7 protein-coding genes, 2 tRNA genes and 3 rRNA genes are annotated in these 14,242 nt (G+C 49.6%); 2 read left to right on the top strand and 10 right to left on the bottom strand.

Translation table 11 applies throughout. The annotated features are described in order from the left end of the window. The first annotated feature begins 45 nt into the window (after positions 1-45). Positions 46-2,064 (top strand): two-component system sensor histidine kinase NblS, encoded by a 2,019-nt coding sequence (nblS, locus tag FEK30_RS11220; protein ID WP_012307019.1) that lies wholly within the window; start codon positions 46-48, stop codon positions 2,062-2,064. On the opposite strand, the gene FEK30_RS11215 is transcribed toward nblS, so the two are convergent. The 4 genes from FEK30_RS11215 to FEK30_RS11200 all read right to left on the bottom strand — a co-directional run bounded on the left by FEK30_RS11215 (position 2,061) and on the right by FEK30_RS11200 (position 6,127). After that, positions 2,061-2,618, bottom strand: coding sequence for a CAP domain-containing protein (locus FEK30_RS11215; protein ID WP_138073226.1), 558 nt, complete (start codon positions 2,616-2,618; stop codon positions 2,061-2,063). The genes nblS and FEK30_RS11215 overlap by 4 nt on opposite strands. A gap of 26 nt (positions 2,619-2,644) precedes the next feature. After that, positions 2,645-3,124: a M67 family metallopeptidase gene (locus FEK30_RS11210; protein WP_138073225.1), complete on the bottom strand. Its 480-nt coding sequence runs from the start codon at positions 3,122-3,124 to the stop codon at positions 2,645-2,647. 87 nt (positions 3,125-3,211) lie between these two features. Then, complete coding sequence (thrC, locus tag FEK30_RS11205) at positions 3,212-4,321, bottom strand: threonine synthase (RefSeq protein WP_045442698.1); 1,110 nt, start codon at positions 4,319-4,321, stop codon at positions 3,212-3,214. 165 nt (positions 4,322-4,486) lie between these two features. Then, positions 4,487-6,127: a Ppx/GppA phosphatase family protein gene (locus FEK30_RS11200; protein WP_138073224.1), complete on the bottom strand. Its 1,641-nt coding sequence runs from the start codon at positions 6,125-6,127 to the stop codon at positions 4,487-4,489. Positions 6,128-6,219: 92 nt separating this feature from the next. Between FEK30_RS11200 and FEK30_RS11195 the strand changes: the two genes are divergently transcribed. Further along, positions 6,220-7,101 (top strand): 4-hydroxybenzoate solanesyltransferase, encoded by an 882-nt coding sequence (locus tag FEK30_RS11195; protein WP_012307014.1) that lies wholly within the window; start codon positions 6,220-6,222, stop codon positions 7,099-7,101. 160 nt (positions 7,102-7,261) lie between these two features. On the opposite strand, the gene rrf is transcribed toward FEK30_RS11195, so the two are convergent. From rrf to gltX, 6 genes are all read right to left on the bottom strand, one after another. Then, positions 7,262-7,379, bottom strand: a 5S ribosomal RNA gene (gene rrf / locus FEK30_RS11190). Positions 7,380-7,458: 79 nt separating this feature from the next. Continuing rightward, positions 7,459-10,269 (bottom strand): 23S ribosomal RNA (locus FEK30_RS11185). Between the two features lie 205 nt (positions 10,270-10,474). Next, positions 10,475-10,550 (bottom strand) — tRNA-Ala (locus FEK30_RS11180). Between the two features lie 39 nt (positions 10,551-10,589). After that, positions 10,590-10,663: transfer RNA gene (locus FEK30_RS11175), tRNA-Ile, on the bottom strand. A gap of 121 nt (positions 10,664-10,784) precedes the next feature. Next, a 16S ribosomal RNA gene (locus FEK30_RS11170) occupies positions 10,785-12,273 on the bottom strand. The 16S, 23S and 5S rRNA genes sit together here with 2 tRNA genes alongside, the layout of an rRNA operon. 512 nt (positions 12,274-12,785) lie before the next feature. Further along, positions 12,786-14,231 (bottom strand): glutamate--tRNA ligase, encoded by a 1,446-nt coding sequence (gene gltX / locus FEK30_RS11165; protein WP_138073223.1) that lies wholly within the window; start codon positions 14,229-14,231, stop codon positions 12,786-12,788. Positions 14,232-14,242: the final 11 nt, after the last annotated feature.

Below are 14,242 nucleotides of genomic sequence, written 5' to 3'. Positions count from 1 at the left end.
TTAATAAAGCAAACTTGATCTGGTAAGTTCACCCCCGAAAACACCTTGCTAACCCTCATCACCAAACTCCGCAATATCCTTTCCCGCTGGTGGTCAGAATTCACATTGCAGACCAAACTGATGGCTGCAGCCACCCTCGCCGTGTCCCTGCTGATGAGTGGTTTTACCTTTTGGGCGGTGAACTCAATCCAGCAAGATGCCCGCCTGAATGACACCCGTTTCGGCAGCGATCTGGGCCTTTTACTGGCAGCAAACGTCGCGCCCCTTGTCGCCGACCACAATCTTTCTGACCTCGCCCTCTTCACCAATCGCTTTTACAACAGCACCGAAAACGTCCGCTACCTCATCTATGCCGACCCCAACGGCAAAATTGTCTACGGTATTCCCTACTCCGAAGCCGAAGTCCAAAACAGCCTCACCATCGAACGGCGCATTACCCCACCAGATGATTACAATCCCGCCGGATTTTTCCCCGTTGCCAAGCAACATTTAACCCCCAACGGCGAAATTACAGATGTCTTCGTACCCCTCCACCAAAATGACGAATACCTAGGCATTCTTGTGGTGGGCATCAATCCCAATGCCACCGTTGTTGCTTCTTCTAATCTGACGCGGGATGTCACCCTTGCCGTGTTTGTCTTTATTTGGGTCATGGTCATCCTTGGTGGTGTTTTTAACGCCCTGACCATTACGCGCCCCATTAAAGAACTCCTCGATGGCGTGAAAAATATTGCCGCCGGAAATTTCGAGCAACGGATCGATCTTCCCTTCGGTGGGGAACTTGGAGAACTGATCGTAAACTTCAACGAAATGGCCGAACGACTTGCTAGCTACGAAGAGCAAAATATCGAAGAACTCACCTCTGAAAAAGCCAAGCTCGAAACCCTCGTCACCACCATTGCCGACGGTGCCATCCTCCTCGACACAGACTTAAAAATTATTTTGGCCAACCCAACGGCCCGCAAGATTTTTCACTGGGACGAAAAATCAATCATTGGCACCACTGTCCTGCACCACTTACCCGCTTCTGTCACCACCCAAATTACCCGCCCACTCCACCAAATTGCCGCAGGTGAAAACCTAGATTCAGACTTCCTGATTGAGCACCATGCTGTCCAAGGCAATGCCGAAGAAATTATTCGGGGGAATGAATTCAAAATTACCCTCGAAGATATGGTGGACAATGTGGCAGAAGCCACAACAATTCGGATTTTGCTGACTGAAGTGCTAGACAAGAGCAAAATCAACGTGCGGGGCATTGCGATTACCGTCCAAGACATCACCAAAGAAGCGGAGCTCAATAAGGCCAAAAGCCAATTTATCAGTAACGTTTCCCACGAATTACGCACCCCACTCTTTAATATTAAGTCCTTTATTGAGACCCTCCATGAATATGGGGATGATTTGACAGAACAGCAGCGGCAAGATTTCCTCGAAACCGCCAATAACGAGACCGATCGCCTTACCCGTCTGGTGAATGATGTTTTAGATTTATCGCGCCTTGAATCTTCCCGTGTTTATCGCCTTGATGAAGTGGATATTTCCCAACCCATTGAGCAAACCCTGAGAACCCACCAACTTAACGCCCGGGATAAAGAAATCACCCTGACCCATGAGTTAGCAACTGATCTACCGATGATTTTGGGTCATTATGATTTGTTGTTACAGGTACTGACAAATCTCGTGGGGAATGCACTCAAATTCACCCAAGCAGGGGGCTGTGTCAGTGTGAGAGCCTATCCTGTTCCCCACGATCCAGAGCGGGTGCGCATTGAAATTTCAGATACAGGGATTGGCATTGATCCAGAGGATCAAGAGGCAATTTTTGACCGTTTCTTCCGGGTGGAAAATCGTGTGCATACCCTCGAAGGCACGGGGCTTGGGTTATCAATTGTGAAAAATATTATTGATAAACACAATAGTCGGATTCACCTCATCAGTGAAGTGGGCATTGGTACCACGTTTTGGTTTGAGCTGAACGTTGCCCAAGGGACACCGGAATTACAGTTGCTCGACAACCCGCACCATGTCCAGGATCAATCGATAGAAGTCAGCAGTAATTAGCGGCGCTTGAGAAAAAGCTGCGTGAAATAGTAGACACCTTCTTCATTTTTAACGACACCAATGCCCGTGAGATCGAAGTCGCCAATAATATTTTTGTGGTGGCCAGGGCTGTCAATCCAACCTTCCACGGCCACGGTGGCAAGGTCATCATAGCCTTGGAGAAGCGCCAGATTTTCGGCAACAGTGGCATATTTTAAAGCTTGTTTTTCAAGGCTAGCGGCCCGTTCGTCAAAACCATCATGGGAAAAACTGGCTTCGCCAGAGGCCATTTTGGCACTGTATTTGCGGGACTCATTTGTAATCCGGTAGTCCAACGTTAAAGGTTCTAGGCCCAGACTGACTCGATAGGCATTGATTTGGGTATGAATCTGCTGTTCGATGGTTTCGGTATTGGGATGTTTGACGGGTTGGGGGGTGAGGGGTTGTTCCTGTTGGGCGACCGGCTGATTCGCTGTGGAGGAAATGGTTGGTCGTTCTGTCTGCTGAAAGACGAAACGGGCACCGAAGTAAAACAAGATGGGAACCACAAAACGTGACCAACGCTGGTGTCTCATGGGAAAGCCTCTGGGGAAAGTTAGCTCTATTGTAAGAATTCAGAATCTAAATGCTGAATCTGGATCGGTTCTTCTTGAAATTGGCGATCGCCATCGAGTTGCCAACTGCGATAGTCAGCGACACGCCGCTGGTGGACAGAGAGAATGAGGTAAGAATAAATGTCCCAGGCGATCGCCCGGTCATATTCAGAGGGAATTGCGGCATGGTCAGGGTGTGAATGGTAGATGCCAATGATTGCTAGGTCTTGGGCGCGGGCGTATTTCTGGGCTTTGAGAATTGCGGCAGGGGCGATCGCAAAGCGGTCATGGCGCGACTGGGACTGGGGATTTTGGGGGAGCAATTCCGGCATTGCTTGGCTGAACTCCAGCGTCCAAGTATTTTCTGTCGGCCAGATTTCCCGAACTATTTTATTTTGCCCCAGTAACAGACCACAACACTCTTCCGGATAGCAGGTCTGGGCGTGGGTGATGAGTTGTTCGATTTGAGAAGGAGTCAAGCTTAACATGATGGCCTTGTTGCTTCGTTGCCGAAAAAAACGCCCAAATCCTCAGCAGATTCAGGCGCAGTTTTGTTGAAGTGATTGAATTACAGCCTAGAATCCCATTGCCTTAGCCACCGCTGCCATATTTGCAGGAATTCCGGTTTGCCCTTTTGATAAACTGTGGGCGATCGCCGCATCGGGGTCTTTCAAACCATTACCCGTCAAAACACAAACTACTGTTGCTCCCGTTGGCACTTGATCTTTGACTTTCAAAAGTCCGGCCACCGAGGCGGCACTGGCAGGTTCACAGAAAATGCCTTCGTTAGCCCCAAGCTTGCGATAAGCCTCGATAATTTCTTCGTCGGTCACCGCATTAAAAGCCCCTTGGCTAGCCGCTTGCACCCCGTGGGCTTTGTCCCAGTTTACCGGGTTACCAATGCGAATTGCCGTTGCCAGGGTTTCCGGGTTATGGACAGGCCCTCCCTGGATAAACGGTGCCGCACCAGACGCTTGAAAGCCCATCATCCGGGGGAGCTTCGTCGCTTTATTTAGTTCATGGTATTCACAAAATCCCATCCAATAGGCCGTGATATTCCCTGCATTGCCTACGGGGATACAAAGCCAATCTGGCGCTTCACCGAGGGCATCGACCACTTCAAATGCTGCGGTTTTTTGACCCTGGAGCCGGTAGGGATTCACAGAATTGACCAGTGTTACAGGGTAATTTTCCGACATTTGTCGCACGATGCTGAGGGCGTTATCAAAGTTGCCTTCAATGGCGATCACTTCAGCCCCGTATAACAAAGCCTGGGCTAATTTTCCTAAGGCCACATAACCATCGGGAATTAGGACAAATGCCCGTAGACCTGCCCGCCTAGCATAGGCAGCAGCAGCGGCAGACGTGTTACCAGTACTCGCACAAATTACGGCTTCGGCCCCTGCTTCCTTGGCTTTGGTAATTGCCATCGTCATGCCCCGGTCTTTAAAGCTCCCCGTGGGATTTAGGCCGTCATATTTAGCATAGACTTGCACCCCACGACCAATTTCTGCGGCAATACTGGGAATGGGAATCAGGGGAGTATTGCCTTCGTAGAGGGTCACCACAGGGGTACTGTCGGTTACGGGGAGATATTGGCGATACGCGTTAATCAGGCCCGGCCACTTAGCAGCATGGTGGGTCGGAAAGGGAGCAGAGGTCGGATCGGCTTTAGGAGTACTCAGAACCACAATTGTTCTCTTAAAGTTTAGAAAGTGTAGTCAAACAAACGAAATCTTCTCTAAAGGGTAGCAGCAAGGGGCTATCTGGGCTAGTCACAGGGGCGATCGCCGCCCCATTGGTACAGGGATTTTAAGAAAAGATTAACGTGGATTAACTATTTTAAGAGTTTAGGGGCATAGATGGGCGGCCACGGTCACTGCAAATTCTTCTTCAAAGATCTCCTTGTTATAGTTTAAACTCCAGAGCTCTAGTTCGCAGGCATCATCCCTATGGGTTGGGGTCAGCTTGAGGGTGAGTAGGCGTTGTTTCGCATCAAAGTCACACTGAATTTCGGCGATCGCCCCCACCTGGCGTCGGTCAAGGGCTACTGCGAGCCGCATGATCGCACTCAGCTCACTCACCATCTGTCGGTGTTCTTTGTGGATGAGATTTTGATAATTTTCGTGTTTTTTCTTCGGCTTGCTTTTGCGGTGGTAGCGGGCGAGGTTCGCGACGATTTCTAATTGGGTCTCATTGAAACCGAGGAGCTCTGCATTACGAATCAGATAGTAGGAATGTTTATGGTGGGCCGCATGGCTAATGTAAAGACCACAGTTATGGAGAATCGCCGCCGCCCAGAGCATTTCCCTCGCTTCGGTGTCCCATTGGTGCAGCCCCCCCTGGAGCTGATCAAAAAGACTCAGGGAAAATACGGCAGTGCGTTTACTGGCGACCAAATCAACGCGATATTTTTTGGCGATCGCCATCACACTCCGTTCCCGAATCGAACTTTGATATTGCAGGCGACTTTCAATCAAACCATGGGAAAGCATCCAGTCAACGATCACCCCTTCCCGTAACGCCCGTTCACAGAGGGTAATTTTCTTCAGCTGCAACAAATCCATCGCTTCTTGGAGGATGATTGCCCCTGCCAGGATAATTTCTGCGCGCTTATCGGACATCCCTGGTAAATTTGAGCGCTCCCGACAATTAAGCTCCCGCATCTGTTGGATCAATTTGCCCAAGTCTTGACGCGAGAACGTGTAGCCGTGGAGAGGACTCGGCACGCTCCCCAAATCAGCCATCGCGTGCATTGCTGCCAAGGTTTCAATGGTGCCAGAGGTGCCGATCATTTGTACCTGTTCTTCCGGCAGAAGATGCTCTTGTAGTTCTTCAATGGGACGCTCTAACATCCCCCGAATATAAGCTTGTAGGGCGGCAAATTCTCGGTTGCTAATTGGATCAGTATTTACAAAATCTTGGGTTAACCGCACCGCTCCCACCTTTGTGCTGCTGAGAAAGCGTGCTTCATGGCTTTCTACCAGGCTAATTTCTGTCGAACCGCCCCCAATATCAATTAAGACATGGGGTTGTTGGTTAAAGTCAACGGCCGATAAAACGCCGAGGTAGATACGGCGTGCTTCTTCTTGGCCGGAGATTAGATCAACTTCTAGGCCTAGTTCTGCTTCAATCCGTTGTAAAAATTCTCGACCGTTGGGGGCTTCTCGCACGGCGCTGGTTGCCACCGCTACTAAAGAATCCACCTGAAAACTCGTCGCTAGATCCTGACAACGGCGGAGGGCATTTAAAGAACGATCCATGGCGGCTTCCGTCAGGTTTCCTGTGAGGCGATCGCGATGACCGAGGCGCACCGTATCTTTTTCTCGGGCCACAATTGTAAATGCGGGCAGGCTGGGTTGAATTTTGACAATCACCATGTGAATTGAGTTGGTGCCGATATCAATCGCTGCTAGGGTACAGTCCTCCCCTTGGGTGACATTCGCAAATTGAGTGGAATTCGTTTTAAGCTGATAGACGGAAGTAGCCATAGATTTATGTCTGTCATCTTTGCTGACTTCTCTATTATTAAGGATTACCTCCGATTTACTGATTTTTTATGACATCTCTTCGTTGAACATCTATGGTTTCTGAGCCTACCTGGAAAAAAATTATCTATTTATTACGCTGGGATAAGCCGGCAGGTCGCCTAATTTTAATTATTCCTGCCCTATGGGCCGTCTTCTTAGCGGCTGAGGCCAAACCTGACTGGAAACTGGTCTTAGTGATTATCCTTGGAGCAATTACAACCAGTGCTGCGGGCTGCGTTGTGAATGATTTATGGGACCGGGATATTGATCCCCAAGTGGAACGCACAAAAGTTCGTCCCCTCGCTTCTAAAGCTCTCACGGTCAAAGTGGGAATTATTACGGCGATCGCCTTTTTTCTTTGTGCCGCTGGGTTAGCGTTTTATTTCAATCCCTGGACAAATCCCCTTAGTTTTTGGCTATGCGTCGCCGCAGTGCCCGTGATTATTGCTTATCCTCTAGCAAAACGTTTTTTCCCGGTACCGCAACTTGTTTTGGCGATCGCCTGGGGCTTTGCCGTTCTCATTAGTTGGAGTGCTGTGACCCAAAATTTAACTGCTGCAACCTGGCTGTTATGGGGTGCAACAGTTTTCTGGACTTTAGGTTTTGATACCATCTACGCTCTCTCCGACCGGGATGATGATTTAAAAATTGGCATTAATTCTAGCGCTATTTTTTTTGGTAAATTTGCCCCCGAAGCCGTCGGTATTTTCTTTGTCTTAACAGCGACTTGTCTTGCTATTCTAGGCAAAACATTGAATATTAATCTTTTGATTTACGGTATCGCCTGGGCGATCGCTGTCGGTCTTTGGTTTAAACAATATCTAAAAATTCGGAAACCCAATCTTCCCCGCAAAGCCTACAATCGACTCTTCGAAGAGAACGTTACGATTGGCTTTATTCTCCTCAGTGGAATGATTAGTAGCTTTATTTTTTAGACCTCGCAGTTACTCAGAAAATATCATAAGCTGTCTTTCCACCATGACAGCTTCACTCTAGTTCTACGCGACAAATAAAGCCCTCAACCTGAAGATTGAGTGCTTTGATTAGAATATAAAGTTGAAGAATAAGATATTCAGTTTTTCATAAAAGAGAGAAGCTTGGCATTGAGCTATTTTCCCGGTAGGCTACCCCACAGGTATCGTCGCCGCTATAGCGTTTCACATCTGAGTTCGGGATGGAATCAGTGTGGTTCCACTATGCTAGAAACACCAAGCAGTGGTGTGGTCTCACACCCTCAAGACTGCACAAAATACTTATTAGTTCATCGAAATACTTAGTCTAACCATCTGTTTAAGGACAAGCCCTCGGTCTGTTAGGACATCTCGGCTCCATATGTTGCCACACTTCCACCTAATGCCTATTAACGGGTGTTCTTCCCGTGACCTTACTGGATTAACTCCATGAGAGCACTCATCTTGAGGTGGGCTTCCCACTTAGATGCTTTCAGCGGTTATCCGCTCCGCACTTGGCTACCCTGCGTTTACCGTTGGCACGATAACAGGTACACCAGCGGTGCGTCCTTCCCGGTCCTCTCGTACTAAGGAAGACTCCTCTCAATGCTCTTACGCCTGCACCGGATATGGACCGAACTGTCTCACGACGTTCTGAACCCAGCTCACGTACCGCTTTAATGGGCGAACAGCCCAACCCTTGGGACCTACTTCAGCCCCAGGTTGCGATGAGCCGACATCGAGGTGCCAAACCTCCCCGTCGATGTGAACTCTTGGGGGAGATCAGCCTGTTATCCCTAGAGTAACTTTTATCCGTTGAGCGACGGCCCTTCCACGCAGCGCCGTCGGATCACTAAAACCGACTTTCGTCCCTGCTTGACTTGTAGGTCTCGCAGTCAAGCTCCCTTCTGCTTTTGCACTCGATGGCTGATTTCCAACCAGCCTGAGGGAACCTTTGTGCGCCTCCGTTATCATTTAGGAGGCGACCGCCCCAGTCAAACTGCCCACCTGATACTGTCCTTTCACCGGCTTCACGGTTTAAAGTTAGAATTCTAGCCTTGTTAGAGTGGTATCTCACCAGTGACTCCATTACTCCCACAAGAGTAATCTCAACGTCTCCCACCTATCCTGCGCAAACAAAGCCCGAACCCAATACCAAGCTACAGTAAAGCTTCATAGGGTCTTTCTGTCCAGGTGCAGGTAGTCCGTATCTTCACAGACAATCCTATTTCGCCGAGCCTCTCTCCGAGACAGTGCCCAGATCGTTACGCCTTTCGTGCGGGTCGGAACTTACCCGACAAGGAATTTCGCTACCTTAGGACCGTTATAGTTACGGCCGCCGTTCACCGGGGCTTCGGTCGTCAGCTTCGCCTAAGCTAACCAACTTCCTTAACCTTCCGGCACTGGGCAGGCGTCAGCCCCTATACGTCCTCTTACGAGTTTGCAGAGACCTGTGTTTTTGGTAAACAGTCGCCTGGGCCTCTTCACTGCGACCAGCTCTCGCTGGCACTCCTTCTCCCAAAGTTACGGAGCAATTTTGCCGAGTTCCTTAGAGAGAGTTACCTCGCGCCCCTCGGTATACTCTACCACCCTACCTGTGTCGGTTTCGGGTACGGGTCCTGTGCTTTCAACACATAACTAGCTTTTCTAGGCACTATCCTTTACTACGCGGAGACCGTAGTCTCCTCCCAATCCATTCAGGGTGTAGCTATCTTTCATGCGTCATAGTTATGCTCCCACACAGGAGTTGAGGAATATTAACCTCATGTCCATCGACTACGCCTTTCGGCCTCGCCTTAGGTCCCGACTAACCCTCCGCGGACGAGCCTTCCGGAGGAACCCTTAGGGTTTCGGGGTATGTGATTCTCACACATATTTTCGCTACTTAAGCCGACATTCTCACTTCTATACAGTCCACATCTGCTCACCGCTAATGCTTCACACCATATAGAACGCTCCCCTACCACTCTTTCGAGTCCGCAGCTTCGGTAACTTGCTTAGCCCCGTTCATTTTCGGCGCAGGAGCGCTTGACCAGTGAGCTATTACGCACTCTTTCAAGGATTGCTGCTTCTAGGCAAACCTCCTGGTTGTCTATGCACTCCCACCTCCTTTATCACTTAGCAAGTATTTTGGGACCTTAGCTGGCGGTCTGGGCTGTTTCCCTCTCGACGATGAAGCTTATCCCCCACCGTCTTACTGGCTGAATTTTACATGGTATTCTTAGTTTGTCTCACTTTGGTACCGCTCTCGCAGCCCGCAGCGAAACAGTGCTTTACCCCCATGCAAGGAAACCAACCGCTGCGCCTAAACACATTTCGGGGAGAACCAGCTAGCTCCGGGTTCGATTGGCATTTCACCCCTAACCACAGCTCATCCGCTCCTTTTTCAACAGAAGTCGGTTCGGACCTCCACTTGGTATTACCCAAGCTTCATCCTGGCCATGGTTAGATCACCCGGGTTCGGGTCTACAAACTGTGACTAACGCCCTTTTCAGACTCGTTTTCACTTTGGCTTCGGCTTTTCACCTTAACCTGCCACAGCCTGTAAGTCGCCGGCTCATTCTTCAACAGGCACACGGTCAGACGTTAAATCGTCCTCCCATTGCTTGTAGGCTAACGGTTTCATGTTCTATTTCACTCCCCTCCCGGGTTCTTTTCACCTTTCCCTCGCGGTACTTTTACACTATCGGTCACACAGTAGTATTTAGCCTTACGAGGTGGTCCTCGCTGATTCAACCGGAATTTCACGTGCTCCGGCCTACTCGGGATACAGTTAGGCTACTTTGATTTTCGACTACAGGACTTTCACCTTCTTTGGTGTAGCTTTCAACTACTTCGTCTAACCTCTATAGTCCACATCACTGTCCCACAACCCCAACCGCCTAAGCAGTTGGTTTAGGCTCTTCCCGCTTCGCTCGCCGCTACTAAGGGAATCGATTTTTCTTTCTCTTCCTTCAGCTAATAAGATGTTTCAATTCGCTGAGTTGGCTCATACCATCCTATATATTCAGATGGCTGTATTTAGGGTTGCCCCATTCGGAAACCTCCGGCTCAATGCTTGCTTCCAGCTCCCCGGAGTATATCGTCGGTAACCACGTCCTTCATCGCCTCTGTGTGCCTAGGTATCCACCGTTAGCCCTTTGTAGCTTGACCTTTTTTCGAGGTCAGACTCTTGGCTATTTTTGGATTGTTTGTACTTTCGTACTTTCCTACCTAGCTATTATTTCGACTATCTAATATTTTTTTGTGCAGTTTTCAAGGTGCTTTGCTGAAATCTCTTCCAGCATTCAACAACATCTTTTGTCTTTTTCTTAGACTATGGTGTTGATGCTGAGTTCGTTTCATTATTTCGTGGTTTTGGTGGAGGTAAGCGGACTCGAACCGCTGACATCCTGCTTGCAAAGCAGGCGCTCTACCAACTGAGCTATACCCCCATTGATATCAACAATTGATGATTATCAACGGTTGATAAGTGGGCCATCCTGGACTTGAACCAGGGACCTCACCCTTATCAGGGGTGCGCTCTAACCACCTGAGCTAATAGCCCATGTCCACGAACCTAAATTTGAAAGTGACTCCCGTTTCTCCCCCTCGCACGACCTTCGAGATGACCTTACTGCGTTCTATTTGCTGATTGCTTTCAAACTTCAGTAGGTTAGGTCTCCCTAAAAGGAGGTGATCCAGCCACACCTTCCGGTACGGCTACCTTGTTACGACTTCACCCCAGTCACTAGCACTGCCTTCGGCGCCCTCCTCCGCGAACGGTTAGAGTAACGACTTCGGGCGTTGCCAGCTTCCATGGTGTGACGGGCGGTGTGTACAAGGCCCGGGAACGGATTCACCGCAGTATGCTGACCTGCGATTACTAGCGATTCCTCCTTCATGCAGGCGAGTTGCAGCCTGCAATCTGAACTGAGGCCGGGTTTGATGAGATTCGCTTGCCCTCGCGGGGTTGCTGCCCTTTGTCCCGACCATTGTAGTACGTGTGTAGCCCAAAATGTAAGGGGCATGATGACTTGACGTCATCCCCACCTTCCTCCGAGTTGTCCCCGGCAGTCTCCCTAGAGTGCCCAACTTAATGCTGGCAACTAAGGACGAGGGTTGCGCTCGTTGCGGGACTTAACCCAACATCTCACGACACGAGCTGACGACAGCCATGCACCACCTGTCTCCGTGCTCCCGAAGGCACTCTCGCATCTCTGCAAGATTCACGGGATGTCAAATCTTGGTAAGGTTCTTCGCGTTGCATCGAATTAAACCACATACTCCACCGCTTGTGCGGGCCCCCGTCAATTCCTTTGAGTTTCACACTTGCGTGCGTACTCCCCAGGCGGGATACTTAACGCGTTAGCTTCGGCACTGTCCGGGTCGATACAGACAACGCCTAGTATCCATCGTTTACGGCTAAGACTACAGGGGTATCTAATCCCTTTCGCTACCTTAGCTTTCGTCCCTCAGTGTCAGTTACGGTCCAGTAGAGCGCTTTCGCCACCGGTGTTCTTCCCAATATCTACGCATTTCACCGCTACACTGGGAATTCCCTCTACCCCTACCGTACTCAAGTCACACAGTTTCCACCGCCGATCCACAGTTAAGCTGTGGGCTTTGACAGCAGACTTGCATGACCACCTACGGACTCTTTACGCCCAATAATTCCGGATAACGCTTGCACCCTCCGTATTACCGCGGCTGCTGGCACGGAGTTAGCCGGTGCTTATTCCTCAGGTACCGTCAATATTCTTCCCTGAGAAAAGAGGTTTACAATCCAAAGACCTTCCTCCCTCACGCGGTATTGCTCCGTCAGGCTTTCGCCCATTGCGGAAAATTCCCCACTGCTGCCTCCCGTAGGAGTCTGGGCCGTGTCTCAGTCCCAGTGTGGCTGCTCATCCTCTCAGACCAGCTACTGATCGTCGCCTTGGTGGTCCCTTACACCACCAACTAGCTAATCAGACGCGAGCTCATCTTCAGGCCAAAAAAGATTTCACCTCTCGGCATATCGGGTATTAGCAGTCGTTTCCAACTGTTGTCCCCGTCCTGAAGGCAGATTCTCACGCGTTACTCACCCGTCCGCCACTAAGCCCGAAGGCTTCGTTCGACTTGCATGTGTTAGGCATACCGCCAGCGTTCATCCTGAGCCAGGATCAAACTCTCCATATTAGACTCCTTACTCATTCCTTAGAATTTTCACTCGTCTTTAGCAAGAGATGTTTTTTAAGGCTCTCTTTATCCTTAACTAAGTTCCTTGGTATCGATTGTTTCAATCTCAACCAGCTCACTTGTTATAATCTTGTTCAAAACAAGGGGGTGGATAGTCACTTTCAAATTCTATTCTTTTGTCTCGGTTCGGGGCGGCGGTTCAGTGCGTCTCTCTCAACCGCGCTTAACTATATTAACCACACAACCCGGAGATGTCAACACCTTTTTTCAATCTTTTTTCGGTGTTTGAATGAAAAATCCCTGGAATGCCCTCAGAACAAGGGGTTTGGGATGAGAAAAATTTGGAACTTTAAGTCCTTAAGCCCCTCAATCTGGATTTGACAACCACCTCCCTACATTTTTGTATCGCTCTCAATTAGGTGAGGATATAAAAAAACCTCCTTCCTCATTTCACTGATGAGTACCAGAGGTCTTCTTGTTGGATTTGAAAACCAAATCCCTACGATGGCGAGCTAGATCGAGGCGATCGCCTGATTGAGTCTTTCGATATCCCAACCTTTTTGGTGGAGGAGTACCCAGGATTGCATGAGATCGGGGCCTTGGAGTTCGCCCATCAGCCCGGCACGCATGGATTTCATGACGACGCCTTTTTTGACGCCATGGGCTTTGGTGACTTGGTTAATGAGTGCTTTTGCTTCATCGGGGGTGAAATCGGTACTGGTTTGGATGTTTTGGAGGACTTCCTGGAGAATCGCTTTAACGCCCTCGGTTTGGAGTTGGGCCGTGGCTTTTTCGTCTAAGGTGATGCTGTCACCAAAAAGAAGTCGGGTTTCTTGGGTAACATCGGCCAACCGGGTGAGGCTGGGCGCAACGAGGGTGATGAGGGACTCTAACCAGGGGCGATCGCCTAGATAATCTCCGTAACCTGCTGCTTGTAAATAAGGGATAAGCAGATCAGTCAGGGCGGGGATCGGCATTTTGTGGAGGTACTGGGCGTTAATCCAATCGAGCTTGTCCCAGTCAAATTTTGCGCCGGCTTTATTGACCCGCTCTAGGGAAAATTCCTTTGCGGCTTCTTCGAGGGTAAAAATTTCTTGGGTTGAGTCGGTCGGCGTCCAGCCCAAAAGACTCATATAGTTGGCGATCGCCTGGGGAAGGAATCCCATTTGGCGAAAATCATCAATAGATGTCACCCCATCCCGCTTGGACAATTTACGTCCCTCTTGATTGAGGATTAAGGGCGTGTGGGCAAACTGAGGTACTGCCGCGCCAAGGGCTTCATATAAAAGAATTTGTTTAGCGGTATTAGCGATGTGGTCTTCCCCCCGAATCACGTGGGAGATTTGCATATCAATATCATCAACCACCACCGCAAGATTATAGAGAGGCTGACCAAAAGACTCATTCCCTTCAGGGGTGCGGGCAATCACCATGTCACCACCGAGATCACTACCTTTCCAAGTCATGGTGCCTCGGATCAGATCTTGCCAAACGATTTGCTGGGCATCGTCAATTTTGAAGCGAATCACGGGTTTACGACCTTGGGCTTCAAATTCAGCTCGCTGCGCCTCCGTTAAGTTGCGATGACGGTTGTCATAGCGGGGTGCTTGATTATTCGCTTTTTGTTGTTCCCGCATCGCCTCAAGTTCTGCGGGGGTACAGTAACAACGATAGGCAAGACCTTGATCTAAAAGGGTTTGGATTGCTGCTTTGTATTGATCCAGCCGTTGGGTTTGGAAAAAAGGGCCTTCATCCCAGTGCAAACCGAGCCATTGGAGACCCGTTTTAATGTTTTCAGTGTATTCGGGCTTAGACCGTTCCAAATCGGTATCTTCAACCCGGAGGACAAAGGTACCGCCATGGTGATGGGCAAAAAGCCAATTAAAGACAGCAGTTCTAGCTGTCCCGATGTGGAGATTTCCGGTGGGACTTGGGGCAATACGAACGCGAACAGTCACGGGGTTAATCC

The organism is Picosynechococcus sp. PCC 11901 (assembly GCF_005577135.1).
Lineage (GTDB): Bacteria > Cyanobacteriota > Cyanobacteriia > Cyanobacteriales > MRBY01 > MRBY01.
The sequence above is the reverse complement of the archived record's forward strand: the minus strand, read 5'-3'. Positions and strand labels throughout refer to the sequence as shown.

Excerpts from the sequence above, each read along its gene's own strand:
- FEK30_RS11210 (WP_138073225.1), bottom strand. The coding sequence starts at position 3,124 with ATGTTAAGCTTGACTCCTTCTCAAATCGAACAACTCATCACCCACGCC.
- FEK30_RS11200 (WP_138073224.1), bottom strand. The coding sequence starts at position 6,127 with ATGGCTACTTCCGTCTATCAGCTTAAAACGAATTCCACTCAATTTGCG.
- FEK30_RS11215 (WP_138073226.1), bottom strand. The coding sequence starts at position 2,618 with ATGAGACACCAGCGTTGGTCACGTTTTGTGGTTCCCATCTTGTTTTAC.
- FEK30_RS11195 (WP_012307014.1), top strand. The coding sequence starts at position 6,220 with ATGGTTTCTGAGCCTACCTGGAAAAAAATTATCTATTTATTACGCTGG.